At 46.4% G+C, this 26262-nt stretch carries 27 protein-coding genes; 16 read left to right on the top strand and 11 right to left on the bottom strand.

All coding sequences use genetic code 11. From position 1 onward, the window contains the following. Window positions 1-9 precede the first annotated feature (9 nt). The 4 genes from ACXAJH_RS03890 to ACXAJH_RS03875 all read left to right on the top strand — a co-directional run bounded on the left by ACXAJH_RS03890 (window position 10) and on the right by ACXAJH_RS03875 (window position 2726). Window positions 10-837, top strand: a complete 828-nt coding sequence (locus ACXAJH_RS03890) for a MetQ/NlpA family ABC transporter substrate-binding protein (RefSeq protein ID WP_474968765.1) — start codon at window positions 10-12, stop codon at window positions 835-837. Between the two features lie 38 nt (window positions 838-875). Next, entirely contained in the window at window positions 876-998 is a 123-nt protein-coding gene (locus tag ACXAJH_RS03885) for a hypothetical protein (RefSeq protein WP_474968764.1), read from the top strand. A 79-nt stretch (window positions 999-1077) separates the two neighbouring features. Beyond that, the gene (locus ACXAJH_RS03880) at window positions 1078-1989 is read left to right on the top strand and encodes an ABC transporter ATP-binding protein (RefSeq protein ID WP_474968763.1); all 912 of its coding nucleotides are present in this window, start codon (window positions 1078-1080) and stop codon (window positions 1987-1989) included. Continuing rightward, on the top strand, window positions 1986-2726 hold the full coding sequence (locus ACXAJH_RS03875) for an ABC transporter permease (RefSeq protein ID WP_474968762.1): 741 nt from the start codon (window positions 1986-1988) through the stop codon (window positions 2724-2726). The genes ACXAJH_RS03880 and ACXAJH_RS03875 overlap by 4 nt, the downstream gene beginning before the upstream one ends. A 166-nt stretch (window positions 2727-2892) precedes the next feature. Here ACXAJH_RS03875 and ACXAJH_RS03870 read toward each other — a convergent pair whose 3' ends face one another. The 6 genes from ACXAJH_RS03870 to sppA form a co-directional block, all read right to left on the bottom strand. Next, window positions 2893-3615, bottom strand: a complete 723-nt coding sequence (locus ACXAJH_RS03870; protein WP_474970402.1) for a 3-ketoacyl-ACP reductase — start codon at window positions 3613-3615, stop codon at window positions 2893-2895. A 66-nt stretch (window positions 3616-3681) separates the two neighbouring features. Continuing rightward, complete coding sequence (locus ACXAJH_RS03865) at window positions 3682-4827, bottom strand: Ger(x)C family spore germination protein (protein ID WP_474968761.1); 1146 nt, start codon at window positions 4825-4827, stop codon at window positions 3682-3684. Continuing rightward, window positions 4817-5911, bottom strand: coding sequence for a GerAB/ArcD/ProY family transporter (locus tag ACXAJH_RS03860; RefSeq protein ID WP_474968760.1), 1095 nt, complete (start codon window positions 5909-5911; stop codon window positions 4817-4819). Before ACXAJH_RS03860 ends, ACXAJH_RS03865 begins: the two co-directional genes overlap by 11 nt. Next, entirely contained in the window at window positions 5904-7274 is a 1371-nt protein-coding gene (locus ACXAJH_RS03855) for a spore germination protein (protein ID WP_474968759.1), read from the bottom strand. The genes ACXAJH_RS03860 and ACXAJH_RS03855 overlap by 8 nt, the downstream gene beginning before the upstream one ends. Before the next feature lie 291 nt (window positions 7275-7565). Continuing rightward, on the bottom strand, window positions 7566-8102 hold the full coding sequence (locus ACXAJH_RS03850; protein WP_474968758.1) for an RDD family protein: 537 nt from the start codon (window positions 8100-8102) through the stop codon (window positions 7566-7568). A 12-nt stretch (window positions 8103-8114) separates the two neighbouring features. Beyond that, entirely contained in the window at window positions 8115-9116 is a 1002-nt protein-coding gene (gene sppA / locus ACXAJH_RS03845; protein ID WP_474968757.1) for a signal peptide peptidase SppA, read from the bottom strand. A 226-nt stretch (window positions 9117-9342) separates the two neighbouring features. On the opposite strand from sppA, the gene ACXAJH_RS03840 reads away from it, so the two are divergent. Next, a complete protein-coding gene (locus tag ACXAJH_RS03840) occupies window positions 9343-10815 on the top strand; it encodes a UDP-N-acetylmuramoyl-L-alanyl-D-glutamate--2,6-diaminopimelate ligase (RefSeq protein WP_474968756.1) in 1473 nt (490 codons plus the stop codon). Between the two features lie 41 nt (window positions 10816-10856). Here the strand turns inward: ACXAJH_RS03840 and ACXAJH_RS03835 are convergent, their stop codons facing one another. Next, window positions 10857-11078 (bottom strand): hypothetical protein, encoded by a 222-nt coding sequence (locus tag ACXAJH_RS03835; RefSeq protein ID WP_474968755.1) that lies wholly within the window; start codon window positions 11076-11078, stop codon window positions 10857-10859. A 174-nt stretch (window positions 11079-11252) separates the two neighbouring features. Here ACXAJH_RS03835 and ACXAJH_RS03830 point away from each other — a divergent pair, with 174 nt between their 5' ends. Further along, window positions 11253-12365, top strand: coding sequence for an NAD(P)/FAD-dependent oxidoreductase (locus ACXAJH_RS03830; RefSeq protein ID WP_474970401.1), 1113 nt, complete (start codon window positions 11253-11255; stop codon window positions 12363-12365). A gap of 119 nt (window positions 12366-12484) precedes the next feature. On the opposite strand, the gene ACXAJH_RS03825 is transcribed toward ACXAJH_RS03830, so the two are convergent. The 3 genes from ACXAJH_RS03825 to ACXAJH_RS03815 form a co-directional block, all read right to left on the bottom strand. Further along, window positions 12485-13939, bottom strand: a complete 1455-nt coding sequence (locus ACXAJH_RS03825) for an MDR family MFS transporter (RefSeq protein ID WP_474968754.1) — start codon at window positions 13937-13939, stop codon at window positions 12485-12487. Between the two features lie 155 nt (window positions 13940-14094). Next, complete coding sequence (locus ACXAJH_RS03820; RefSeq protein WP_474968753.1) at window positions 14095-15396, bottom strand: UDP-glucose dehydrogenase family protein; 1302 nt, start codon at window positions 15394-15396, stop codon at window positions 14095-14097. Between the two features lie 15 nt (window positions 15397-15411). After that, window positions 15412-16554, bottom strand: coding sequence for a glycosyltransferase family 4 protein (locus ACXAJH_RS03815; RefSeq protein ID WP_474968752.1), 1143 nt, complete (start codon window positions 16552-16554; stop codon window positions 15412-15414). A gap of 576 nt (window positions 16555-17130) precedes the next feature. Between ACXAJH_RS03815 and ACXAJH_RS03810 the strand changes: the two genes are divergently transcribed. Then, window positions 17131-17652 carry a DinB family protein gene (locus ACXAJH_RS03810; protein ID WP_474993461.1) on the top strand — a complete coding sequence of 174 codons (522 nt, stop codon included), beginning with the start codon at window positions 17131-17133 and terminating at the stop codon, window positions 17650-17652. Window positions 17653-17667: 15 nt separating this feature from the next. Beyond that, window positions 17668-18714, top strand: coding sequence for a dipeptidase (locus tag ACXAJH_RS03805; protein WP_474992090.1), 1047 nt, complete (start codon window positions 17668-17670; stop codon window positions 18712-18714). A 34-nt stretch (window positions 18715-18748) separates the two neighbouring features. Here ACXAJH_RS03805 and ACXAJH_RS03800 read toward each other — a convergent pair whose 3' ends face one another. Beyond that, the gene (locus tag ACXAJH_RS03800) at window positions 18749-19669 is read right to left on the bottom strand and encodes an aldo/keto reductase (protein ID WP_474993459.1); all 921 of its coding nucleotides are present in this window, start codon (window positions 19667-19669) and stop codon (window positions 18749-18751) included. 95 nt (window positions 19670-19764) lie between these two features. On the opposite strand from ACXAJH_RS03800, the gene ACXAJH_RS03795 reads away from it, so the two are divergent. From ACXAJH_RS03795 to ACXAJH_RS03760, 8 genes are all read left to right on the top strand, one after another. Beyond that, the gene (locus tag ACXAJH_RS03795; RefSeq protein ID WP_474968749.1) at window positions 19765-20307 is read left to right on the top strand and encodes an NUDIX hydrolase; all 543 of its coding nucleotides are present in this window, start codon (window positions 19765-19767) and stop codon (window positions 20305-20307) included. Continuing rightward, entirely contained in the window at window positions 20304-21464 is a 1161-nt protein-coding gene (locus tag ACXAJH_RS03790; protein ID WP_474968748.1) for an endonuclease Q family protein, read from the top strand. The genes ACXAJH_RS03795 and ACXAJH_RS03790 overlap by 4 nt, the downstream gene beginning before the upstream one ends. 73 nt (window positions 21465-21537) lie before the next feature. Further along, entirely contained in the window at window positions 21538-22176 is a 639-nt protein-coding gene (gene spoIIM / locus ACXAJH_RS03785; RefSeq protein WP_474968747.1) for a stage II sporulation protein M, read from the top strand. Between the two features lie 117 nt (window positions 22177-22293). Further along, entirely contained in the window at window positions 22294-22770 is a 477-nt protein-coding gene (fur, locus tag ACXAJH_RS03780; protein WP_027954489.1) for a ferric iron uptake transcriptional regulator, read from the top strand. 220 nt (window positions 22771-22990) lie between these two features. Further along, on the top strand, window positions 22991-23209 hold the full coding sequence (locus tag ACXAJH_RS03775; protein WP_084163029.1) for a DUF4227 family protein: 219 nt from the start codon (window positions 22991-22993) through the stop codon (window positions 23207-23209). A gap of 7 nt (window positions 23210-23216) precedes the next feature. Beyond that, the gene (gene xerD, locus ACXAJH_RS03770) at window positions 23217-24104 is read left to right on the top strand and encodes a site-specific tyrosine recombinase XerD (protein WP_474968746.1); all 888 of its coding nucleotides are present in this window, start codon (window positions 23217-23219) and stop codon (window positions 24102-24104) included. 96 nt (window positions 24105-24200) lie between these two features. Further along, window positions 24201-25379 carry a phosphopentomutase gene (gene deoB, locus ACXAJH_RS03765; protein ID WP_474968745.1) on the top strand — a complete coding sequence of 393 codons (1179 nt, stop codon included), beginning with the start codon at window positions 24201-24203 and terminating at the stop codon, window positions 25377-25379. A 14-nt stretch (window positions 25380-25393) separates the two neighbouring features. Next, complete coding sequence (locus ACXAJH_RS03760; protein WP_474968744.1) at window positions 25394-26215, top strand: purine-nucleoside phosphorylase; 822 nt, start codon at window positions 25394-25396, stop codon at window positions 26213-26215. The last annotated feature ends 47 nt before the right edge of the window (window positions 26216-26262 follow it).

Below are 26262 nucleotides of genomic sequence, written 5' to 3'. Positions count from 1 at the left end.
GAAGATAAAATGAAAAAAATCGTAACCTTGTTTGCAGCTTTAACAATCATTACTTTTTTGTCTGCCTGTGGTGGCGGAGAAGAAAATGCAGATGCAGAAGAGAAGAAAACCATCCGCTTTGGAGCTACATCCGGTCCTTACAGTGATATGGTCACCGAAGCGATTGCTCCGCTGCTGGAGGAGAAAGGCTATGAAGTAACCAATAAAGAGTTTACGGATTATGTGCAGCCTAACAAAGCGTTAGCCAATGGTGATCTGGATGCTAACCTGTTCCAGCACAAAATCTATTTAGAGTCCTTTGCCGAAGAACACAACCTGGATCTGTCCGAGGTCATTGTTGTTCCAACAGCACCTATGGGTATTTATTCCAGTGAGTATCAGAATATCGATGGTGTTGAAACAGGCAGTACGCTGGGGATTCCCAATGACCCGACGAACCTGGCCCGAGCGCTGATCATTCTTGAAGATGAAGGTCTGGTCACTTTGAAGGAAGATGTAGACCCTCTTCGTGCCTCTTTGAACGATATCGTAGAAAATCCAAAAGAAATCGAATTCGTTGAAGTAGAAGCCGGCCAGCTGCCACGACTGGTGGACAGCGAGGATCTATCCATGGTTCCTGGTAACTATGCGCTTGCTGCCGAGATGGATCTGCTGAGTGCTCTCGCCCTCGAAGATATGCCGGATGATTATAGAAACCGGGTAGCTGTCAAGACCGAAGATCTGGATGCCCAGTTTGCCAAGGATATTAAGGAAGTTGTGGAATCGGAAGAGTTTGAGGAAATCATGGATGAAAAGTTTGAAGGCTTTGGTAAGCCACAATGGATGAAAGAAGAATAACATGTGAGCCGTCTTCCTTTGGAAGGCGGCTTTTTTGAATGGAGGTTTATGCAGGTGAAGAAGGAACGATGGTATTTGACCGGGATGATCTGACGTGTCGGACAGAACTGGAGGAATTTATCAACCATCGGTCTTATGATGGAACTATAGCAGGCGCGTGATTTTTCCTGCTATTCTGAAACTTATCTCTGTGTGATACGTAAGAAGGGTCAGAAAGGACGAAGAAGGGGTGGAGAGCAAATGGAGGTTGTAATCAAAGTGGACCGATTGACCAAAAGCTTCGGAAAAGTGCAGGCTGTCAAAGGCGTCTCATTTTCCGTCAAAAAGGGAGAAATTTTTGGGATCATTGGACCCAATGGAGCGGGCAAGACAACGACGCTGGAAATGATTGAAGGAATTTTGAAGCCTGACAGTGGAACCATTGATGTGCTGGGACTTACGCCGAATCGGGAACTTCAACAATTGAATCAGCGGATTGGTGTTCAGTTTCAGGCGACATCCATTCAAAAGAAAATGAAAGTGAAAGAAGCCCTGGATTTATTTGCTGCTTTTTACCCAGGAAAAGTAATGAAACAACAGCTTGTGGAAATGCTGGGGCTGGAGGAGAAAATGAATGTCCGTTTCGAAGATTTGTCAGGAGGATGGAAGCAGAGGGTTACCCTGGCACTGGCGACCCTGCACCAGCCGGAAATCATTTTTCTTGATGAACCGAGTATGGGACTGGACCCCCACGCCAGAAGGGAAATGTGGACGTTGATCCGCCGGTTGAGAGAGAAAGGAAGCACTATCGTGTTGACAACCCATTATATGGAAGAGGCTGAACAGCTCTGTGACCGGGTGGCAATGATTTACAGTGGTGAACTGAAAGCAATGGACCGGCCCTCCGTTCTGCTTGAGCAGAGTGGTGCCATGCTGATCACATTTCAAAGCGATGATTTTCCTTATGTAAAGCTTCCATCTATGCCGGGGGTGGTCAAAGTTGAAAAAGAAGAAGATACGTTTAAAGTGTACAGTGACGATCTGCAGCTCACCAGTTATCATCTCTTCGCCTATGGTCATCAAGAGAATCTATCCTTAAATCATTTCCAATTTGCTAAAGGGACGTTGGAGGATCTTTTTGTCCAGTATTTGGAGAAGGAGGAAGCCAGATGAATGTCGTATGGAAGCTTGCACAGCTGGAAACGAAAATGTTTTTCCGCGACCGTCTCAGTGTATTCTGGACCTTTTTATTTCCAGTCGTCATGATCTGGCTGTTTGGATCCATGTTTGGAGACAATGCTGAAGGAAACTTTTCATTTGCTGCGTTATTTGTACCTTCCTGGATCGGAGTAAATATCGTGACCACTTCCTTTTTCACCTTGGGAACCGTTTTGGCCGGCTACAGGGAAACCGGAGTCCTGCGCAGATATCAATCCACCCCTTTACAGCCGTGGAAGATCCTGGCTGCTCACACAGTTCAAGGGACGGTGATTTTTCTTTGTTCTGCTCTGCTCCTTCTTGTATTTGGAATGTTGATGTATGACCTGGAACTTCCACTTTATATGGGAAGCACACTAGCTGCTCTTTTTCTAAGTATCGCTGCCTTTTTCCCTTTTGCTCTTTTTATTACATCATTGGCTAAAAATACACAGTCTGCGGCTGCGATCAGTTCATTGTTTTTGAATGTGATGATTTTCTTGTCAGGGGCTACTTTTCCCCTGGAAATGATGCCGGAAGTCCTCCAATATACAGCCAAAGTCCTTCCGCTTTATTATGTGATCGAACTTCTGCGTGGGACGTGGAACGAAGCACCCATTTTTGAATATGGATTCGAAGTGTTTGTATTGATCGGCATTGCCGTCGTTTCTACAGTATTAGCCGCGAGGTTTTTCCGTTGGAGTGATAAATAAGGAAGAGGCAGGTTACCAATGACTTAAACAGGCACTGATATCTTCCATCTGCATAGTGGTTGAAAGAGCTGTCTCAGCTGAGGATTATTCGCAGCGAAATGACATAATAAATCCCGTCCCGCGTGGAGGTGTCACCAATACAGGACGGGTTTTACACCATTGAAAATTAGAATGGATTGGTAGCCCATTGAAGGGACTGTTTAATGAAGATTCTTGGATGAAGCTTCAATTGAGCCGTCATATACTCGGCAATATCCTCCGGCTGCATATATTTTTCCTTATCCTGCTCTTCCAAATGATCTCCAAAGACAAGCTCTGTAGCCACAAGACTCGGGTTCAGGGTGAAGACACGGATGTTGTTTCTGCGCACTTCCTGCATCAGCGCTTCCGTCATTCCCTGTATAGCGAATTTCGAGGCGCTGTAGGAAGTGGATCCTGCAGTTCCCTTTATACCATTGCTTGAAGAAACGTTGATGATATCCCCATGATTTTTCTCCATCATATCGGGGAGGACCGCCCTGGTCACATGGTAGGTACCGAATACATTGACTTCAAAGGTGCGTTTCCAATCTTCAGGATCGATATTCAGGAAATCCCCGTAAAGCCCCATGCCGGCATTGTTAATGAGGATATCGGCAGAGCCGATACGCTCTTTTAATTGTTCAACCGCCTGTTCTACGTCTGACTGCCGGGCAATATCTACAGAGACTGCAGCGGCTTGTACTCCATAAGCCCTTGCTTCGTCTGCTGTTTTGTTTAACTCTTCTTCTGTGCGGGCCATTAACCCGACGTGCACGCCCTCAGAGGCAAGCTTGAGAGCGGTGGCTTTTCCGATCCCGCGTCCGGCTCCTGTAATGTAGGCGGTTTTTCCCTTGATTTCCTGTCCCATTTTAATCATCCTCTCCAACATTCTCTCCTAAAGTGTAAACCGAAGAAGAAGAGGAATCAAAAAATGTTACTCCATGTTGAAGTTCTGTGTGCCAAAGTCCTTAATACGAACTTCTGCTTTCACATCAATATCCATCTGGGAGAAGATTTCATCCCACTCCTCTTTATGTTTATTCCAATAGTCCGGCTGATGGATACGTACCCACTGGGAAAGGTGGACAAAATCCGTTTTTAATTCTTTCTGCGCGATCTGAAGAATGGCATTGATCTTATCCTCGATATTTTTGTCCGCGGCTTTCTTGATTCCTTCTTCCCAACCCGTTTCAAAAACGTTGCGGTCGACGCCCCAGTCCTCGCCAAGGGATGTGGTCACCTTTACATCAACACTCATGGAAAGTTCCCCGTCAGAGAAGGAAACGTCAAATTTGGAATCCGCCCCCTTAATTTCCAGAACGACGGGTCCGTCTACGATATTTTTTTCGCTTAAATAAATGTATCCACCTTCCACATTGTTATGGAGGTAACGGACGCCTTCCATCTTTTCAAGTGGAATCCAGCCGATATATTGGGACGTTTTTCCTAAAATGACGCCGGCTCCGTAGGATTTGATATTTCCATTAATCATAGCCATTCCAGGTATAATAAAGCTTCTTTTTTCTGAAATATACTGGGACATATCTCCGATCGTTAAGTTTTTAGGGTTGGTATTATTCTTATGGTAGTTTTCACTTAATTCTTTAATTTGGATGGATGGAAACAGCTCTTTTTCCGGCTGGGCGTTGAATATGTTCTGAACAGGATCCATTGTAATGAATACTGGAACAGTCCGGCGGAATTCGTGGTCGCGGATATAAAGGTCAATCAGTTGGCTGAGCTTCTCTTTTTCGAGCAGCCTGGTTGAGAATAAAATCGATTTTAAATGAGTATAGTTTGGCGGTCGGTTACTCTCGAGTGAGTTCTCACGAATCATCTCAAACAGCGTTGTTCCGGTTGATTCGAGATTTTGATACGGGCTGTCCTGCTGGGAACTGTCCTGTTGTGTAGGAATCTGCCCGGGCTTTACATATTGATTAATCATTAACATGTGGTCATCTTCGGCAACGTCTAAAGCAAGTCCGGTAACAATACCGACATCTTCAATTTCCTTAATATCCCAGCATCCCGTTAACAGGAAAGTCGAACAAACCAGACAGAAAATAGGTTTAAGTGTCATGCGTCTGCCTCCTCATCAATGATACGATCAGTAACAGTCCAGGGAATCCGATGACCGCAGCCGCACTGATCCATTGAATGTGAGAGGAGTAATCCAGCACTTCTGTAAGGCCTTCCGGATAAAGGGTGATAGTGAAAATCAAAAGGCCTGCGGCAGCCATACACCACCAGCCCGGCTTCGTTACTTTCCCAATGCCGAGAATCATTCCATAAGTATAAGTCACGAATGAAGTGAATACAGTGATCAGCCAGCCGAAAATGAAAATCAATTCAAAACGTTCAAAGAAGAAACCTTGAAATTCAATGCTTTTGGCCATCTCGATCGTGGGAAACGTGCTTTCCTTTAGTTCCGCTATGCCTAAAACCCCGATGGTTAAAATGTGAAAAATCACATAGATCACAGCTGTCACAATAATACTGGTCCATACAGATAAAGCCAGTTTTTTTATTTTTTTCGTTTTGATGAGGGGAGAGAAAATCATCAGGAATTCAATGCCGATAAATGAAAAGAAAGATATCTTCGATTGGGTGACCGTTGTCATAAGATTGCTCTTCAGGACAGGCCTTAAGTTTTGAACATCCACATCTTTGAAACTCAGAAGAGCAAGAATGAGAAACATGAACATCATGACAGGAAAGTACAGCTGGAAGAAACGGACGACATCTCCAGGTCCGTTGCTGATTAAATAAAGGCTGACCAGCATAAATGATCCAATGATGATATATAAGGGAGTGGTATCCAACAGGTAATTTTTTATAATCGCTGTGGTCACTCTTAAAATATAGGAGGCTACAATGAGACAGTGAAAAATGAAAAAGAGGTTGATCAGCGTTCCGACCCATCTGCCTGTGATCTTTTTTGACATATCAAAGAAAGTGAGACCTGGATAACGGGTGACTAATAAAACATACAAAGTGGCGATCAGGCACATAAGAAAAGCGCCGATGATGATACTGACCCATAAGTCCGGGGAGTTCACAGCATTGGCCAGGTCACGCGGCATCAAAATGATCCCTACGCCGATCATCGCTGATATAAAGATGACGATCAGCTGAATGGAAGTCAATTGTCTTAAATCACTCATCCAAACCACCTTCTTTATCAAATCGTAACCGGATCAATGTGTCTTTCCATCTGTTTGGGTAATAAGGAGCAAAGGGTTCCAGGTAAGGGACTGTAAAGCTGTTCAACCGAATCAAATGGATACTCAGAATAAAGACGGCGAGGATTAAGCCGTAAATCCCGAGCATAGCAGCGACAAACAACATGACGAAACTCACCGTCCTTAACGCAAGGCTGAGGCTGTAATCGACAATGGTAAAGGAGCAGATAGCTGCAAAGGCGACGACGATGATCATTAATGGACTGACGATTCCGGCTGTTACAGCTGCCTCACCTATTACTATGGCTCCTACAATGCTGACAGCCGGTCCAATAGGCTTAGGCAGACGAATGCCGGCTTCCCGGAGGATTTCAATCGTCATCTGCATAACAAATGCTTCCATGAATGAAGGGAAAGGCACACCTTCTCTTGTCTTGGATATGGAGATGGCCAGATCTGTTGGAATTAATCCATGATGAAAGGAAATCAAGGAGATATAGATAGATGGCAGCATAACAGCAAGAAATGCAGCAGCAAACCGCATGAGACGAATGAGAGACGCAGGAATCCATTTGAAGTTGTAATCATCTGATGTCTGAAAAAGGGAATTCAAGGTTACAGGTGCTAACAGGACAGAAGGGGATCCTTCCACGAAGATGGCCACCTTTCCCTCAGCCAGGGCGTTGGCGACTTTAGCCGGTCGTTCGGTTTCCTGGAGCTCAGGAAATAAAGAGAACGTATTTTTCTCCAGGCTTTGTTCGACCACCCCTCCATCCGGGAGGTAGTCTTCTTTAACGGCCTTTATACGCTTTCTTACTTCTTCCAATAATTTTTCATTGGCTTCCTCTTCCACGTAGGCAATGGTTACATGGGTGAAAGCTTTCAAACCGAGAGAAAGGTGTTCGAACTTTAAATGTGTAGATCTCAAGTGAACACGGAGGAGCTTGATGTTTTCTTCCAGTGATTCAATAAACCCATCCCGGGCGCCCCGGAGAGTCATTTCAGATACAGGCTCTGATACAGCACGGTAATGGAATCCGCACGTTTCAACAGCATATACGGTTTCTCTCTCAAGCATTAGTGTATATCCATTGAGAAGGTGACTGTCCATATCCTTTGCTTGAGAAAGGATCGTCAGCGGTTCTGCCGAAAATGCATGCTCTACGGTTTGGTGATCCGGGTTGTTCCACTCAAGCAGCGGGGCAAGAATGGAATCCTGGATCTTAGTCATATCTGTAATAGAAGGCATATATAAAACATAAATGTTGTGGGAATCAAATGGGATGGTTTTGATCGTAACGCAGTCATCGTTTTTCTTCTGGGACAGGTACTCCTTGACATTCAACGGAAAGCCCTCCATAAGATTCTTGGAATTTTTATTAGTATGAGCCAATCATGAGGGATTACCCTGAAAAGCGGAACAGCCTTCGAAATGGAAGAAACTGCTTCATTAGCTGCAGAAAAATAACAAAGGATAAGAAGGAAAGGAGGGTGGAACATGGGAAAAAAAGCGAAAAATAAAAGCAAGAAGGATTTAAATGCACTTCGAAGAGAAAAAGGGGAAAAGAATGGTACAGGAAAACAAGATCCATACCGCTGAAAAAAGCCTGCTCCTTTTTGAGGAGCAGGCTTTTCATTACCGGTTGTCTTCTTCGATTTGATCGTTCAATTTTGTAAATCGGTTTTTAATGACAGAAGTATCAGCAAATAAATCATGGATGCCCTGGTGGCGTTTTGTGAAGGCCACGACAAGATAGGGAAGTCCTCCGAGGGCCATGCTGATATAACGTCCGATGCACTCCCGGAAGATAATCTGACCATTACTCATCCTGCTGCGTGTCAGAGACACAACGGATAGACCGAACACCATCTTCCCGAGTGATGCCTGGAAAAACTTGGTCATCAGAATGAAGTACAGGAAGAAAATCAAGGACGTCATGATATTTTCTGCACTGAACAAAGGGATCCACATTTGCGCATCCTCCAGGTTAACGAGGCGCAGCAGTGGTTTTGTTACGATGGAATTCACACTCCAGATGACGAGAAGGTCGATGAGATAGGCAAAAAAGCGGGGGATAAATCCCGCAAAAATGACTCTCTGTATATCATCCTTCTGTTGAAGGACTAAAGTGGATAATGGGTGACTGGGTTGTTCAAATTCTGTAGTTTCCATCTTTACTCCTCCTTATTCTGTGTACATGTACATCAATGTCGGACCTTGACGCTCACTGATCAGCTGTTCAATATAACGGATCTCACTGTCTGGCATCAAGCTCTGCGCCATTGGGAAATCAAACAAAGATGTGATTGTATTCTTGTATTCAAACACCTGTGGGTCTCCACCGATTTCTTCTTTTAAAGCAGCAAGGGTATCTTCGCGGAAGCCGATCTGGTCAACAAGTCCGTTTTCAGCTGCCTGCTTACCGGAATAAATTCTTCCATCAGCCAGTTCCTTCACACGGCTTTCAGACATATCTCTTCCTTCAGAAATAACGTCAACGAACTGTTGATAGGATTCATCAACCAAGGTCTGGAGAATTTCCCTGTCAGCCTCCGTCATTTCTTTTGTGGGACTCATAATATCCTTGAACTCGCCACTTTTGATCGTGTTGAATTTGACGCCGTACTCATTAGCGAGCTCCTGATAATTCACACTCTGCATAATGACACCAAGGGAGCCGGTGAACGTGTCGTTGGAAGCATAAATTTGATCAGCGGGCGCAGAAACGTAATACCCGCCGGAAGCAGCCGTGTTCCCCATGGACACATAGATCATTTTATCTTCTTCTTTAATCTCAATCAGTTTATCATGGATTTCTGCACTCTCATAAACACCGCCGCCCGGCGAGTTCACATATAAGTGCACACCTTTGATGGTTGGATCATTTTTGATCTGCTCGAGTTTTTTCATGAAACGGTCATGCTGATAGCCTCCACCGCTGAACGGATTGGTGTTGGAACCTGGACTGTCCATAATCGCTCCCTCAAGGTTGATTTCTACGATGCGGTTGGATCCAGACCCTTTCTCCACCACTTTTTCTTCCAGCTTTTCACTGGAGGAGAAAAGGGACATCGTGCCGTTCTTTTCCTCATCTTCCTGTGATAAAAATGCTCCAGCCGCCTGGACGGCAATCGCTACGATCAGCAGGGCACCGGCAATGACTGCCGCGGTAATTCTTTTTGTCATATGTACTCTCCTTTCAATCTCTTCCATAGTATACATGTTCATCGAATTTCTATCGACAATTACTATACGGATCGGGGAAGGGGATGGTTTCAAATTTTCCTGATGAACCAGGATTTAGGGGATGACATTAAAATTCAATAACATCATGAAAATATTTGTACGTGAAAGCCTGAATTGTTTTAAAATAAGGGCTGTACATGAATGTCGCAGTAAAGGAGACGTCCTCGTGAAAATCAAGAAGGTATTCGAACTGTTAAACATAGACCCCCAGCCCTTTACAGCACTTGGGCTGGAAAAAGACATAACAGGAATTACAGATGATTCAAGACAGGTGAGCCCTGGTCAAATATTTACAGCGGTAGAAGGTCATGAGGCAGATGGCCATGATTATATATACGAAGCCTGCCGTAATGGAGCCGCAATCATTGTAGGAAGCAAAAAGCCGGAAAATATCCCCGTACCATTTTTGTACGTCGAACAACCGAGAAGAGCGCTGGGGATACTGGCAGCGGCTTTTTATCAATATCCCGCACGAAGCAAAACGATAATAGGAGTGACGGGGACCAATGGAAAGACGACCATTACACATCTGCTTCATCATCTTCTGGAGTCCAGCGGTTTTTCCTGCGGACGCTTTGGAACGGTAGGGAATTATATGAATGGGAAATCCGTGGAAGGGTTCCAGACGACCCCCGGCGTGGTGGACCTTCATAAATGGTTGTATGAAAGCAGGGACGATGTGGTCGTGATGGAGGTCTCCTCCCATGGGCTGGACCAGCATCGCCTGGAGGGGGTGTCCTTTGATATCACGCTATTTACTAATCTTCAGCAGGATCACTTGGATTACCATCCATCAATGGAAGATTATTTTAAGGCGAAGTCCAAACTCTTCTTTATGATGAAGGAAAGGGGACAGGCCATCATTCATGTGGATGACCCGTGGGGGGACAGACTCTCAAGTCTGCTTAAAGACGAAGGACTTGCGGTTACCTCTATAGGTGAAAATGCCGCTTGTGATATCCGGATTGATGAGGTCAATGACGAAGGAGTCCGCGTCTTTGAAGATGGAAACTCTTTTTATTATCCAACCCCCATTACAGGTATCTACAACAGCTATAACACGCTTCAGGCTTGTACAGCTGCTGCTTGTTTAGGAGTTTCAAAAGGGAAAATGGTCGATGCTTTAGAATCGTTCCCAGGTATTCCTGGTCGCTTTGAGCAGTATTCCATGCCGAATGGTGTGCATGTGATCATCGACTATGCTCATACAGCAGACAGTATTCGTCACATCCTTCAAACCGCTGCCCGGCAGTATGACGGCAATATTACTCATGTATTTGGATTCAGAGGGAATCGGGATGAATCCAAGCGGCCGTCTATGCTGCAAGCTTCGGCAGAGTGGAGTGACGGCTATATCCTGACCCTTGATGATTTGAACGCGGTGGCTTATGAAGAAATGACGGCCACCCTCTATAAACTACATGAAGAAGAAGGCCGGTCTCACGTGCGGATCATTCCTGATAGAACCTCAGCCATAAAAACGGCCGTCGAGGGTGGCGGGGAAGGAGACGTCATTGTAATCACCGGCAAAGGTCATGAAACATACAAGCAGTCCTATCAACGTCCGTTTACTTCGGACCGTGAGACAGTACTGAACCTGCGTAACGAAATAAAGACCGATGTTCATCAGTATCAATAAAGGATTATCCCGGAAACGTCCAGCAGCTGCTGGACGTTTTTTTACTTATGGTTTCTCTTAGGGCTGGATGTCCCGGGGGTACGGTTGATTTTTTTCCATTTCAATCCATTGGCGATGATTCCGATCACACCGGTAATGATAAACATCCATGCCGTCCATACCGCCATATCTTCCAGCTGGCTTGTTAACATCCGGCTTGCTCCCGCAAAAGCAAGGAAAAAACTTGCAATCAAGGCAATTCCTGTTTTTAATTGTTCATTCATGAGCGGATTCACTCCTTTTTGGAACTACTCATCCATCCTATCATATTTTGACGGGCGTCAAAGAACCAGTCTCTGCAGTGGGAGGTGCATTGAAAATAGTGGCGCTCCCTATCTTTCCAGACATTTTTGCTTTAAACTATCATAAGAAAATGAATGAAAATGTAGGTGTATAGAATGAATTATATCATTGTAGGAGCTGGGATACTGGGAGCTTCCACAGCTTACCATTTAGCTTCCAAAGGAGAAAAAGTGGCGATTGTAGACCGTGGGGAAGGTGGACAGGCTACACGGAATGCGGCTGGGATCATCTGTCCATGGCTGACAAACCGGACGAGTAAGGACTGGTACCAGCTCGCTGTCAACGGCGCGGGATATTACCCTGAACTGGTGGAGCATCTTAAGGAAGCCGGTATTTCTGATCCGGGTTATAAAAGGGTGGGCGCACTCAATATATTCGATACCGAAGAAAAGCTTGACCGGAAAGCCGCTTATGCAGAAATGCGGAAAATGGAAACGCCGGAAATGGGGGAGATATCGAAGCTGTCTCCAAAAGAAACAAGGGAGATGTTTCCACCTCTTGCGGAACATTACCGCTCTCTTCACCTCTCGGGGGCGGGGAGAGTAAATGGCAGCCGTGTCACCGAATCTCTTTTGAAAGCGGCCGAGCGGAAAGGAGCAGAAGTTATCTATGGGAACGCCTCTTTGCGTACATATAAAGGGGAAATCCAAGGTGTCGACATTGATGGTGTGCCGCAGCATTCCGATCAAATGATCCTTACGAATGGATCCTGGATGCGGGAATTGTTTGCGCCTTCTGCCCTGAGCCCGCGGGTGACCTTCGAGAAAGCGCAGATCATCCACCTTCATCTGACCGGGTATGCAACGGAGCACTGGCCGGTCCTCCTGCCGCCTTTCAGCCACTATATGCTTGGTTTTGAAGAAGGGAAACTTGTTGTCGGAGCGACGAAAGAAAAAATTCATGAGCATGATTCACGGGTTACAGCTGGTGGCATTCATCAACTGCTGGAAAAAGCTCTTCGCACAGCGCCGGGGTTGAAGGAAGCTGCCTATGTAGAAACGAAGGTAGGGTTCAGACCTTTCACTCCTGGATCGCTCCCTGTCTTCGGGCGGCTGCCTAATCAGCCGCATATCCTTGCTGCCAACGGTTTGGGGGCATCGGGGCTGACGAGTGGACCCTATGTCGGCGCCCAGCTGGCTGCACTTGCAGCAGGGGAGGATACGTCCATGGACGTCAGTCCTTATACTACAGATCGTTTATTTAAGTAAGAGCCTGTGATTTAGTCTATTTGAACATCGATTCAGAACCATGTCCGGATACTTTCTATGAAAAAAGCGTGTAGAAAAACATGAAGTTTCTCTACACGCTTTTTTTATTTGGAATGCCCCTATGACGTGTGAAGGGAAGCTTCTTCTTTGTCCGTTTCCGGTGCAGGAGAAGCTGCTTCTGCTTCATCAGGCGGGTGGGTCTTTTTCACAAAAAATGCAAGCACAATTCCCACAATAGATAAGGCTGTAATGACCATGAAGGCCGTGTTCACTCCAAAAATCGCAGGATGATCAATGGCGGGATCACCTCCAGCTGATTGGGTTGTTGATGTCATAATCGTTACAAGGACGGCTGTGCCAACAGATGCAGCCACCATCCGCATAGTATTGCTCATCGCAGTCCCGTGCGGAATCAACCGGTTAGGCAGCTGGTTCAATCCTGCCGTTGTCACAGGCATCATAACCATGGAGAGACCGAACATCCGAATGGCATACAGGACTGTAATGGTCGTGAATGTTGTCTGGATATCCAGGAACGAAAAGGCAGCTGTGGCACCGGTGAGGATGATCAGTCCACAGACCGCCAGCAGCCGGGCACCGATTTTGTCAAAAATCCTTCCTGTTATCGGAGACATGAATGCTGTAATAACGGCACCCGGAAGCAGGGCCAGTCCGGATTCGAAGGCTGTAAATTCACGCATGTCCTGCATGTAAAGAGGGATCAAGGTTTCCGATCCGATTAAGCCTAAAAAGGCAATCATGGCAATTCCGGTCGTTATTGAAAAAACAGGATAGCGGAACACACGGAATTCCAGCATCGGATGCTCCATTTTCAACTGCCTTGTTATGAATAAAGCGAGGGCAGCTGAGCTTCCGGCGAGCACGGCTAGTGTCAATGGCGAAGACCATCCGGCGTTTCCTGCCAGTGTAAAGCCATACAAAAGTCCTCCAAATCCTGCTGAAGACAGGATGATGGATAAGGGATCGACCGTTGGATAGGTCAGTTTTGTTACATTTTTCAATATGAAATACGCAACAATGATGATAAGAATGGGCAGCGGGAGAATAAGCCAGAATAAAAATCTCCAGCTGAATTCAGAAGTGATCCACCCTGACAAGGCGGGGCCGATGGCCGGTGCAAAAGAAATGACCAGTCCAATGTAACCCATGGCCGTGCCGCGCCGTTCGACAGGGAAGATCATTAAGAAAACAGTCTGCATCAATGGCAGCATCACACCTGCTCCCATGGACTGGACCACCCGGCCGAATAAGAGCATAGGAAAGTTTGGGGCAATCCCTCCGAGGATGGTCCCTACTGTGAAAATTCCCATGGCACTTAAAAATAGCTGCCTGGTGGAAAAACGCTCAATTAAAAAGGCGGTCACTGGTATCATGACGCCGTTGACAAGCATGAATACGGTTGTCAGCCACTGGGCCGAGTTGGCGGACACGTTCATTTCATCCATAATCGGTGGGATGGCTGTGATCATCAGCGTCTGATTTAATATGGTTATAAACGATCCTGCAAGCAGTAAAGCTGCCATCAGGATTCGGTTGGGGGTCTGTTCAGACACATTCCTTCCTCCTTTTTCAACTTACTAAACGTCCATTATACGCCGTGTTCTTCACCGGGAAAAACATTCTGCTCTAATAGGTGACAGATATATTGTTATGTAAACAAAGGGGGGATATGAAAAAAGCCCTCAGTTCTTTGCTGAAGGCTTCCTTGCTATATTCCTTTATACACAGGCCGGCCGACAGAGGAGTAATAAAGAGGCAGATGTAAAGCTTGTTTAATTTCGTAACAATTTCTTCCATCAAAAATATTGGCCTCCTTCATCAGAGAAGGATAACAGGCTGGAGGGAAGTCGACGATTTCTTTCCATTCTGTACAGATGACGGCCAAATCAGCACCTGTCAATGCTTCTTCCATCGATTCTGCCAGAGGAATCTGCCATATCCGTTTCCTGCTTTTACTGATAAGAGGATCATATCCAATGACCATTGCTCCTTCCGAGGTAAGAAGATTAATGACCTCCCGGGCGGGGGAAAGACGCAGGTCATCTGTATTGGGCTTGAACGTTAAACCAAGCACAGCGGCTTTTTTTCCTTCTATAGAGCCAAACCGGTCAAGGATCTTTTGTAAGAAAGCCCCCGGCTGTTTTCGATTGACTTCATTGATAGAGGAAAGCAGGGGGACGGGCAGTTTTTTCTGCTCGGCTGAATAAAGCAGAGCGGCTGTATCCTTAGGAAAACAAGAGCCGCCGTAACCGATACCGGCCCTTAGGAAACTTTCACCGATCCGTTTATCCATCCCCATTCCTGCAGCCACCATCGTGATGTCGGCTCCTTCAGCTTCACATAAGGACGCCATCTCATTGATAAAGCTGATTTTGGCTGCCAGAAAGGCATTGGATGAATATTTGATCATTTCTGCTGTCTGTGGATCTGTATGAAGCACCGGGGCAGGGAGACTCTCGTAAATATGCTCAACGAAGGCAGCGGCATAAGGATCGGTTGAACCGATAACAATACGGTCACTGTAAAAGAAATCGTTGACGGCGGAGCCCTCTCTTAAAAATTCGGGGTTGGAAACTACTTGGACGGATCGGCCGGTCGTTCGGTCCAGCCGAACTTTAATATCTGCATGAGTACCGGCAGGAACTGTACTTTTGATGATGAGGACCGAATGGCTTTGAAGAAATGGAGCTATATCGCGGACAGCGGTATGCATGTACGATAAATCGGCACCCCCGTCTGCGCGCGAAGGTGTCCCGACAGCAATGAAAACCGCTTCTGCATGCTGGACAGCTTCTTCCGGACTTGTCGTATAGGAAAGGCTGCCGGCGGCTGTACATGTTTCGTGAAGCTCCTGTAATCCCGGCTCGAAAAGAGGGAGGTGCCCCCGGCTGATCTGGTCAATTTTAGATTCATCAACATCCATACAAGTGACATGATGTCCTCGGGAAGCCAGGCAGATTCCTGTAACCAGTCCCACATACCCTGTTCCAATGACAGCCAGCTTATTCACATCATCATCTCCTTTTTACGCATGAGACAGCACCGGTACTTCTTCCACGATGGTTTGATACTCCTGCAGCAATCCATAGAACACAGCATCCCAAGAACGGGTTAAGGCATAGGCTCTGGCTTTTTCGCTCATGGCCTTCAGTAAAAGCGGATCCTGCAGCAGGTGTGTGACTGCTGAAACGAAACTGGAAGGGTCATCTGGTGTACAGGTCCACCCTGTTTTCCTGTGCTGGACGATTTCCTTGACGCCCCCGGAATCTGCTACAACGGCCGGCGTTCCAGATGCCAGGGCCTCCAGCACGACATTTCCGAATGTCTCCGTCGCAGAGGGGAAGACGAGCAGAGCGGATTCTGCATAGATCCGGCTCAAATCCATGCCACTTTTGTAACCGGTAAAGGTCATGTTGGCCGGTGCTTCCTGTTGAAGTGTTTGATATAAAGGCCCTTCTCCGACTATCATCCAATGAATATACGGATGCCATTCTGACGGGAGGGCGGCAGCTGTTTTCATGAGAATGTCCAGTCCCTTCTCGGGAGCCAGCCGGCCGACATACGTTAAGATGAATGGTTCAGTGACCCCGAATGTGTCTCGCAGGTAAGTAGACTGTGGCTGTGGGTGGAAATGATCACTGTCGACGCCTCTTGACCAGATGCACACATTGGACAATCCTTTCTTAAGCAGCTCGTCCCTCGTCTCTATGGACGGGACGAAAATCCGTTTGAAAGGCTTGTGAAACCACCGCATATACTTCCAGATCAGCGGGGTTAAACAGGACATTTTGTAAAAGTCCAGGTACTTGTGAAAATGTGTATGGTATGACCCGACCAAAGGGATGTTCAATTTCCGGGCATAATGATGCCCTGTCAACCCCATATTGAACGGTGTCGCAACGTGAATGATGTCTGGTTTGAACTGTTCCAGTTCCGTTCGGATATGGGATAGACGGGGGAGGGCCAGCCGGCATTCCGGGTATAACCAGAAAGGAAGACTCTTAAAGCGGTGGATGTTCTCATTATAATCACAGGTTTCAAGGGGATTCGGGGCGAATAGGCGGTAGGACGTCTGCTTGGTTTCCAGGAAATCTGTCCATTTCTTCAGCGTTTTGGCAACCCCATTGATTTGAGGTGCGTAGGTATCGGTGAAAATGGCGACTTTCATGATTTTCCCCCTCCATGTTTTTCACGCATGTCTACTGGTATTTATTTATTCGCCTGAAAAAATGATTATGCGGAGGAGGCGGATATCCAAGTGAACTTTACACAGCGTTCATAATGTACATTTGGAAACAGCAAAAAACCTGCCTGGGCAGGTTTGAACATACGTATAGGAGGATGGTTGTCGGTTTCCGCTGCTTTTCCGGGGCATGGGTAAAGTAGAAAGATTTATGCGGATTTTTTAGAGATGGACTGCTGGCTTACTGCTTTTAAGAGAATCATTTTGTCCTTGTTTGTCAAACGCGTCCAAATACCAACTTTGATTTTCATTGGTTTTCCTCCTCAGGGGTTTGAATGGATTTGGTGACAAGTGGCGAACGGAGAGAACCGATTTGTTAGTACTTAGCATATACCGTCATTTCAACGGTTTTAAACCACAAAAATATCTACATAATTCGATGGATGTTTCTGTAATAGAGAGGTAAACACATAGTTTTGTCGAATAAACAGGCAGAGAAAAAGAAAAGTTCTGTTATTCTAGCTGATTCATGGACATTTTGTAAAAAAGAAATGAGGTCTGATCTTGATTATTTATGAATTTCAGTCTGAGGAAGGGTTCAGCACAAAAATTGGAGAGCTGGTCTGGATGATGAATCACGTCCGGTCGGTCACGGTGGAAGAGATCCGTCATTTGACCGTGGACGAATTGGATCAAAGGGAGGAAGGGGGAAATTCTATTGGAGCTCTCCTCCTTCATACGGCTGCTGTAGAATATGTCCATCAGGTGATCAGTTTTGAACAGCGAGACCTGAATGAAGAGGAGGAACAGCGGTGGGGAGATGCCCTGATGCTCGGAAGAGGAGCGGCGGAGTCCATCCATTCGGCCCCCGTTTCCTTTTATATTAAACAATTGAAAGACGTCCGCCGCAGGACAATGGAAAGGCTCAAAGAGAAAGAGGATGAGTGGCTTTATGAACCAAGGACATGGCCGAACGGTGTCGTCCATAATCCCTGCTATCTCTGGTTTCATGTGATGGAAGATGAAATCAATCACAGAGGTCAAATCCGCGCGCTGGTAAGAAAAAACAAATCCATTAATTAGGAAAGGGAAATACATATGCTTCGATTTATTGACGGACATCACGATACGCTGTTGGAACTGAATGATGGATCTGACGCTTTCTTTACGGGACTCCCATCTGCTCATCTGGACTTTACCCGTGGAAGAAAAGCAGGTTTTGCGGCCGGGTTCTTTGCGGTTTTTGCTCCCAATCCAAAATCAGATCCTGATCCCGGCATTGTCCATACACAGGCAGGTTATATGAAATCTCTGCCTCCAAGACTTTCAAGGGAATATGCACTCGCTGCTGCTGCCAGGTCAATGACCCGTTTTTTCCAATTGGAAGAATTGTCAAAGGGAACCTTCAAAACGATACGGACGATAACAGATTTGAAGAGAGCCGTAGACGGGGAATGGATGGGAGGGATTCTCCACATGGAAGGCGCAGAGGCCATCGATAAAGATCTTGATTTGCTATATGTGTTTTACAAAGCAGGGCTTCGGTCCATCGGGCCTGTCTGGAGCAGGTCGAATCCATTTGGGGAGGGCGTCCCTTACGGGTATCCCTCTTCTCCTGATACCGGCCCGGGGCTGACACCTGAAGGGAAAGAACTCGTTCGAAAGTGCTGTGAACTGGGTATCATGGTTGATCTTTCTCATTTAAATGAGCAGGGATTCTGGGATGTGGCAGCGATTTCCGATAAACCCTTAGTGGCTACACATGCCAACGTTCACAGGATCTGCCCGGTATCAAGGAACCTAACAGATCCTCAAATCGATAAGATAGGGCAGTCCGGTGGTCTGATAGGGGTGACGTACAGCATTGATCCGAATATGGTAACCCCCCGTGCTGAAGGGGATCCTGAGGCTTCCCTGGAGGATATTGCTGATCATATCGATTATGTCAGAAACCGGATTGGTGTAGACCATGTTGCCTTAGGGTCAGATTTTGACGGTACGATGGTGCCGGATGCTATGAAGGATGTCACAGGGGTTCCCATGCTTTTAAGTGTGCTTGAGCGAAGAGGGTGGAAAAAGAACGAACTGGAGCAGCTGACTAATAAAAACTGGGTCAGGGTGCTGGAGCAGACCTGGAAAGAATAAAAAGAGCCTCCGGGCAGATCCCGGAGGCTCTTATTTAAGAACGATGTTTTTGATAAGTAAGAGGTTTTGTTAACGACTGGATCTTCCTGTACGTTTCATCTGTTAGAGCAGGAGCGGTTCTGTATGTCAGGCTGTCAGCCAATTGGTCCGTCGTCCGGGCGCCAAAAACGGCGGAGGCCACTGCAGGGTGGTGGAGGACATACTGAAGGGCGAGCGCTTCTGCGTTTTTATCTGAATCTGTTAAGGATGGCCACTCTTCAGCGATGGCCAGCACTTCATCCCTGCTGTATTCCAGATACCCGTCTTCTGCTTTCGACGCTGCTTTTTCAGGCCCCTGGCTTGAAAGCATACCTTTGGCTAATGGACCGCGGGCCAATACACTGATGTTATGGTCAGAAAGATAGTCGAGAAGCTCCTCCGGGCGCCTGTCCAAGGCATTGTACTGCATCATTATGCTTACGATGTTCGATTTTTCCACGTATTGTTTAATCACATTCGGGCGGATGGATGATATTCCGTAGGCGCGCACCAATCCTTCGTCCACGAGTTCATCAAAAGCCTGGATACTTTCATCTACAGGGTCCTCAATCGTGCCCCCGTGAAGTTGATATAAATCGATATAATCCACACCGAGCCGTTTCAGACTGCTCTTCACCCCTTCTTTGATGTGTTTTTTAGAAGGGTCCCAGGTCCAGCCTTCTTCCCCGGGGGTGAATTTATTACCGACCTTTGAACCAATGATCACGTCATCTCGGCGTCCTTTAACGGCCTGACCTACGATTTCTTCATTTTGTCCATAGTCGTACAAGTCAGCGGTGTCCAGATAATTAATGCCGGAGTCCAGAGCCTCGTGGACGATGTCTTCTGCTTTAGCGTAGTCGGTTCCCAGGGACATGCACCCCAGCCCGATTTCTGATACGTATAAATCTGAATTTCCAAGGCGTCGTTTCTTCATAGAATCATCCTTTCCTGTATAGTTTATCGTAATATTCATTGTAGACGCTACTCCTGTGATAGAATGGCGGTAGATAATCAGAGAGGATGAAATCGATGAAAAAATTTGAAGAGAAAACCTACCAGACCGAAACCATATATACAGGTAAAATTGTCCAGCTTGACGTAGACAGTGTTACTTTACCCGATGGGCATACATCTAAACGGGAGCTCATCAGACATCCGGGAGCGGTGGCGGTTATCGCGACGACCCAGGAAGGGAAACTCGTCCTTGTGGAACAGTATCGAAAAGCGATGGAGAAAAGTATCGTTGAAATTCCTGCCGGCAAGCTGGAACCGGGAGAGGAACCGAAAACATGTGCCATGAGAGAGCTTGAGGAGGAAACCGGTTATACAACCGAAGATTTGGAACTGGTCACATCCTTCTACACATCCCCGGGTTTTGCAGATGAGCTCGTCTATGTTTATTTCACGGATCAAATCAAGCCGATGGATATCCAGCCGGACGGGGATGAAGACGAATTTGTAGAAGTGATGGAACTGACTCTGGACGAAGCGGTCCAGCTGGAGAAGGACCAGCGAATCCATGATGCGAAAACAGCCTACGCCCTCCTATATCTGCAGTTGAAGCAGAAATGAAGGATTACTTCGCAGATTTACATATCCATATCGGGCGCGACTGGAACGGTGGTCCTGTGAAAATTACCGGATCCAAGAAGCTGACCCTTACGAACGTGGTTGAAGAAGCTTCCCATTCCAAAGGACTGGATATGGTAGGGGTTATTGATGCCCAGTCTCCTGCTGTCCAGGATGAAATTCAATCTCATATAACGAACGGTCAGGCAAAGGAGCTTCAGGATGGCGGTATTCAATACAAGCATACGGTTTTGATTCTTGGAGCAGAGATTGAAGTATATGATGCTTCCTGTTCAGGTCCTGTGCATCTGCTCTGTTATTTTCCGTATTTGAGGGATATGGTTCGTTTTTCAAGCTGGCTTTCCAACAAAATGAAAAACATCTCCCTGAGCTCCCAGCGTTTCTATGGTACAGCCCGGGAGCTCCAGTCGTATGTCAGGGAGCACGGAGGACTCTTTATCCCGGCCCATATTTTCACCCCTTTCAAAAGCCTTTATGGCAGGGGAGTGCGGACGTCATTAATAGAAGTATTGGACAGTACCGCCATTGATGCTGTTGAACTTGGGTTGAGTGCGGATACGGAGATGGCTTCGCATATCTTTGAACTTCAGCCTTATACGTATGTAACCAATTCAGACGCCCATTCTACGGCCAACATGGCCAGGGAATACCAAACCATTCAGATGGAAACCCCTTCATTTGAAGAGCTGCGTCTGGCTCTGCACAATCTTAGAGGAAGGAAAGTGAAGGTCAACTATGGTATGAATCCGAGAATGGGCAAATACTTTCAGACGGTATGTGCCGCCTGTCTGCAGCAACAGTCTGACAATCAGGAAAGGCGCTGTCCTTCCTGCGGGAAAGGAAAATGGATCAAAGGGGTGTCCGATCGAATCCGTGAGTTGTCAGACAAGCGTCAGGAGCGGGAAAGGCCGCCATATATTCCACAGGTGCCTCTCCATACCCTTCCAGGAATCGGCCCGAAAACCTATCAAAAGCTGATAGAAGCGTTTCAAAATGAGATGAATATCATTCATCACACAGCCGAACAGGACCTGGCCGGTATCCTGCCCGAACCGACCATTGAAAAAATGATCGATATGAGGCAGGGGCGGCTTTCTATCTCCAAAGGCGGGGGAGGGAAGTACGGGAGGATCCACTAGCTTTTTCAGGTCTACTTTTTCATTTTTTCTCATAGATTGGTCATAGACCAGGTAGGAGAAAGGATGAGGGATAATGCACCAGGGCATGCGGATGGTTAAAAATGATGTACAGTCGCATATGAATATTTTCGTATTCATTTTTGTGTTGTTTCTTATGGGAATCATTTTCGGGGCTGTCATCGTAAACAGTATGAACTTTGTACAAAAACAAGATCTCTTTTTCTATTTGAAGCAGTTTTTTGAGCAGCAGGCTTCGTCTCCTGGAACGGGAAAAGCTGTTTTATGGAAGGACAGTGTGCTTTACCATGTAAAGTATATGCTGCTGTTGTTTCTGCTGGGCATTTCCGTCATCGGTATGCCTGTCATTACTGTGCTGCTATTCATTAAAGGACTGGTGCTCGGCTTTTCCGTCGGCTTTCTTGTCAACCAGATGGGATGGTACGGTCTGCTGATTTCCACCGTTTCCATAGCACCCCAGAATTTGATTATCATTCCCGTTTACCTGATCGCCGGCTCTCTTGCCTTGATATTCTCACTTACCCTCTGTAAGCAGCTTTTTATAAGAAGGGTGCACCAGCCTCTTATGAAGGGGTTCGTCCGGTACAGTGGATTGTTCGGCGCATTGATGGCTGTGCTGATGGTATCTTCCGTGATTGAGGTTTTTATTTCAAATTCTATTTTGGAACTGGTTTTAAAGTGGCTTTACGAATGAATAAATCCGCCGCCAGATAATAACGATTATCATTAACAGATTAAAATGATTATAATTTGACACTCGTTCTGTCTCTGATTATAATGAGAATGGTAAGACGAGGGAGGGACGAACGATATGGAACATCGTATAGAAAAGATAAAGAAGCAGCTGCATTCCCAAAGTTATAAGCTTACACCACAGCGGGAAGCAACTGTACGGGTTTTACTGGAAAACGAAGAAGATCATTTAAGTGCGGAAGATGTTTACCTCCTCGTAAAAGAGAAAGCACCTGAAATTGGTCTTGCTACCGTATATCGTACACTTGAACTTTTATCAGAATTGAAAGTTGTCGACAAAATCAATTTTGGAGACGGCGTTTCCCGTTATGATCTTAGAAAAGAAGGGGCCGAACATTTCCACCACCATCTCGTCTGCATCGAATGTGGATCCGTGGAGGAAATCGAGGAAGACCTTCTACTTGATGTTGAAAAAATAGTTGAAAGTCAGTGGGGGTTTGAAGTGAAGGATCACCGTTTGACCTTTCACGGCATCTGCCGGGTCTGTCAAAAGCAGGCGGTCGCTGCTTCATCTGCGGAAGAAAATAAAAAATGAACGCCGGAGGCCGCTATGCAGAATCATAGTGGCTTTTTTTATAGAGGGACCGGGCAGATGTTAAGCATCTGCTCGTTTTTATTTACAAATGAAGAAAAATCGTGTACGTTAATGCTAGATGGACTTGTGTTCTAGATACGGATGCTTTCACCTCCGCTGCGTATATTTTGAGCTGTTTCCGGCATATCCTTGAATAAAGGACAGCGGTGGGGGTGATGGAGTGGGCCGGCTTCGGCATAGTTTAAGAGATTTAGTCAAAGTCCTCTTAGTTTTTACTGTCTGCACGTTCGTCTTTTACATGGCATTGAGAATGGTTCATGGAGAATACGAAAGGCAGCATCGATATGATCCTCCAGGGGGATCAGCCGTAAAGGTGTCCAGTTCTCAAGATTCTGATTGGGCCGATCGTCTATCGATATTTTTTCGATTAGGAGAGTAGGTGGAAGATGCAGTATGCTCTTGAAGATTTTTATCACTATTTAACGGTGGAGCGCGGACTTTCACCCAACACAATACAATCCTATAAAAGGGATCTTACGCAGTACACGGCGTTTATGCAGGAAAAAGAACAGATTAAATCGTGGGATGTGGTGACGAGGGCCCATATTATGAAATACCTCCACCACTTGAATGATCAAGGGAGATCTCCGGCTACGACGGCACGTTTTCTGTCTTCCATCCGTCTTTTTCATCAGTTTTTGATCAGGGAGAAAAAGACAGAGCATGACCCGAGCCTACATATAGAAACACCGAAAAAGGAACGCCGGCTTCCTAAAGTTCTTTCTTCGGATGACGTGGATAAACTCTTGAACATCCATGCCAGGGATCCTCTTTCCTCAAGGAATAAAGCCATGTTTGAAATGCTTTATGCCACAGGGCTCCGTGTAACGGAACTGGTGTCTCTGAAGGTCAGTGATCTCCATTTGACGATGGGATTTGTCCGCTGCCTTGGCAAAGGATCCAAAGAACGGATCATTCCTCTAGGGGATATGGCGAAAGAAGCCGTGGAAAATTATTTGGATACAGGCCGTGGTGCGCTGGTCAAACAGAAAAACACGGAAGAATTATTTGTGAATCATCATGGGAATAAGCTGTCCAGGCAAGGATTTTGGAAGATTCTGAAAGCGGTTGCTCGAGAGATGGGGGTGGAGAAAGAACTGACTCCACATACGCTCCGCCATTCGTTTGCCACTCATCTGCTTGAGAACGGAGCGGATTTAAGAGCAGTACAGGAAATGCTGGGACATGCAGATATTTCCACGACACAGATTTACACACACGTCTCAAAAACAAGGTTGAAAGATGTTTACCGCTCGTATCATCCGCGAGCGTAAACTTTTTTTGCTTTACAGATGTCTGACATCCTACATCTATGGAAAAAGGGTAGTTTCAGACGAATTTGGGAAATTAAAAAACAGGAGGGATCGTTGATGAATTCATTTAAACGCGTATTTTTGGTTGTGATGGACTCCGTAGGGATCGGGGAAGCCCCGGATGCAGGAAAGTTTGGTGATCAAGGAGCAGATACACTCGGACATATCGCCGCCCACATGAACGGCTTGAATATGCCGCATATGGGAGAGCTTGGATTGAGCAACATCCGAAGGATTCAGGGAATTGAACAAGCTTCTGCACCTAAGGCGCATTATACGACTATGGTGGAGGCTTCCAATGGGAAGGATACGATGACCGGTCACTGGGAGATTATGGGGCTTTACATCGACCAGCCGTTCCGCACCTTCCCCGATGGTTTTCCTGACGAACTGCTGGATCAAATCAAGGCAAAGACAGGTAGAGGCATCGTAGGAAATAAGCCGGCCTCAGGAACAGAAATCATTAAAGAGCTTGGCGGACACCATATGGAAACCGGCGATTTAATTATTTATACTTCGGCTGATTCTGTTCTTCAGATTGCTGCCCATGAAGATGTCGTTCCACCCGAAGAACTGTTTGAGATCTGTGAATTCTGCAGGGAGATTACCAAGGATGAGAAATATATGGTCGGCCGCGTCATTGCCCGGCCGTTTGTTGGCGAGCCCGGCGCATTTGAACGTACATCCAACCGTCATGATTATGCTTTGAAACCATTTGGTCGCACAGTCATGAACGAAATGGCAGATGCAGGTCTTGATGTTGTAGCTCTTGGTAAAATTTCCGACATCTATGATGGAGAAGGTGTGACAGAAGCGGTTCGAACGAAGGACAATATGGACGGAATGGACCAGTTAGTGAAATCCATGGATAAAGACTTCCGTGGCATGAGCTTTTTGAACCTGGTTGATTTTGATGCCAAGTACGGCCACCGCCGTGATCCTCAAGGATATGGGGAAGCTTTGGAAGCTTATGATGAGCGCCTTCCCGAAGTATTGGAAAAGATGGAAGACGATGATTTGTTAATCATTACGGCTGATCACGGCAATGACCCGGTCCACCATGGTACAGATCACACGCGTGAACTTGTTCCCCTTGTCGTTTACCATAAAGGAATTGATGTAGGGAAAGAACTGGAGCAGCGCCGGACGTTCGCAGATATCGGGGCCACCATTTCCGATAACTTCGACATTCAAATGCCTGAGCATGGGCAGAGTTTCTTAAAGGATATCCAATAGGGAGGGGTATGATCATGAATCAAACGCAAGTAAAAGAAGCATCTCAATTTATTAAACAGCAGCTCACCGGACAGCCGGGGGTAGGCTTGATTTTAGGATCCGGCCTGGGGGTTTTAGCGGAAGAAATCCAAAACCCTACAGCCATCCCTTATTCCGAAATTCCTCATTTTCCGGAATCAACGGTTTCGGGTCATAAAGGACAGCTCGTCATCGGAGAGCTTGAAGGACAGCAGGTCATTGCTATGCAGGGCCGCTTCCACTATTACGAAGGCTATACGATGAAGCAGGTTACCTTCCCGGTACGCGTGATGAAAGAGCTCGGGGTTGACACTCTATTTGTCACAAACGCTGCCGGCGGCATCAATACTTCCTTTGAGCCTGGGAACTTGATGGTGATTACCGATCATATCAATAACATGGGGGACAGCCCGTTGATCGGACCAAATGATGATGAACTGGGAGCCCGTTTCCCGGACATGTCTGAAGCTTATGACCGTGAATTGGTTGTTCATGCAGAAAAGGCGGCGGAGAAGTTAAACCTTGGCATCCAAAAAGGTGTGTATGTGGGCAACACGGGTCCTGCCTATGAAACGGGAGCGGAGATCCGCATGCTCCGTACGCTTGGTGGAGACGCTGTAGGTATGTCCACGGTACCTGAGGTCATGGTGGCCAACCACGCAGGGATGAAAGTTCTTGGTATTTCCTGTATCTCCAATATGGCTGCTGGTATTCTTGACCAGCCGCTCACCCATGATGAAGTGATTGAAACAACAGCACAGGTTCGTGAAGATTTTCTCGGGTTTGTTAAGGAACTGCTCCGTACACTTTCTGTTTGACGTGTTTGAAATGAAGCAGCTAAGGTGGTGGCTCTTCAGTCACCGCC

Source organism: Halobacillus sp. ABD4_316, from assembly GCF_056161385.1.
Note: the sequence above shows the minus strand (reverse complement) of the source record. Positions and strands in the feature narration are given on the sequence as shown.

Excerpts from the sequence above, each read along its gene's own strand:
- ACXAJH_RS03815 (WP_474968752.1), bottom strand. The coding sequence starts at position 16,554 with ATGAAAGTCGCCATTTTCACCGATACCTACGCACCTCAAATCAATGGG.
- ACXAJH_RS03885 (WP_474968764.1), top strand. The coding sequence starts at position 876 with ATGGAGGTTTATGCAGGTGAAGAAGGAACGATGGTATTTGACCGGGAT.
- ACXAJH_RS03760 (WP_474968744.1), top strand. The coding sequence starts at position 25,394 with ATGAATCAAACGCAAGTAAAAGAAGCATCTCAATTTATTAAACAGCAG.
- ACXAJH_RS03880 (WP_474968763.1), top strand. The coding sequence starts at position 1,078 with ATGGAGGTTGTAATCAAAGTGGACCGATTGACCAAAAGCTTCGGAAAA.
- fur (WP_027954489.1), top strand. The coding sequence starts at position 22,294 with ATGGAACATCGTATAGAAAAGATAAAGAAGCAGCTGCATTCCCAAAGT.
- ACXAJH_RS03800 (WP_474993459.1), bottom strand. The coding sequence starts at position 19,669 with ATGAAGAAACGACGCCTTGGAAATTCAGATTTATACGTATCAGAAATC.
- ACXAJH_RS03865 (WP_474968761.1), bottom strand. The coding sequence starts at position 4,827 with ATGACACTTAAACCTATTTTCTGTCTGGTTTGTTCGACTTTCCTGTTA.
- ACXAJH_RS03805 (WP_474992090.1), top strand. The coding sequence starts at position 17,668 with ATGCTTCGATTTATTGACGGACATCACGATACGCTGTTGGAACTGAAT.
- ACXAJH_RS03795 (WP_474968749.1), top strand. The coding sequence starts at position 19,765 with ATGAAAAAATTTGAAGAGAAAACCTACCAGACCGAAACCATATATACA.
- spoIIM (WP_474968747.1), top strand. The coding sequence starts at position 21,538 with ATGCACCAGGGCATGCGGATGGTTAAAAATGATGTACAGTCGCATATG.
- ACXAJH_RS03790 (WP_474968748.1), top strand. The coding sequence starts at position 20,304 with ATGAAGGATTACTTCGCAGATTTACATATCCATATCGGGCGCGACTGG.
- ACXAJH_RS03835 (WP_474968755.1), bottom strand. The coding sequence starts at position 11,078 with ATGAATGAACAATTAAAAACAGGAATTGCCTTGATTGCAAGTTTTTTC.
- ACXAJH_RS03875 (WP_474968762.1), top strand. The coding sequence starts at position 1,986 with ATGAATGTCGTATGGAAGCTTGCACAGCTGGAAACGAAAATGTTTTTC.
- deoB (WP_474968745.1), top strand. The coding sequence starts at position 24,201 with ATGAATTCATTTAAACGCGTATTTTTGGTTGTGATGGACTCCGTAGGG.
- xerD (WP_474968746.1), top strand. The coding sequence starts at position 23,217 with ATGCAGTATGCTCTTGAAGATTTTTATCACTATTTAACGGTGGAGCGC.
- sppA (WP_474968757.1), bottom strand. The coding sequence starts at position 9,116 with ATGACAAAAAGAATTACCGCGGCAGTCATTGCCGGTGCCCTGCTGATC.
- ACXAJH_RS03850 (WP_474968758.1), bottom strand. The coding sequence starts at position 8,102 with ATGGAAACTACAGAATTTGAACAACCCAGTCACCCATTATCCACTTTA.
- ACXAJH_RS03870 (WP_474970402.1), bottom strand. The coding sequence starts at position 3,615 with ATGGGACAGGAAATCAAGGGAAAAACCGCCTACATTACAGGAGCCGGA.
- ACXAJH_RS03890 (WP_474968765.1), top strand. The coding sequence starts at position 10 with ATGAAAAAAATCGTAACCTTGTTTGCAGCTTTAACAATCATTACTTTT.
- ACXAJH_RS03860 (WP_474968760.1), bottom strand. The coding sequence starts at position 5,911 with ATGAGTGATTTAAGACAATTGACTTCCATTCAGCTGATCGTCATCTTT.
- ACXAJH_RS03830 (WP_474970401.1), top strand. The coding sequence starts at position 11,253 with ATGAATTATATCATTGTAGGAGCTGGGATACTGGGAGCTTCCACAGCT.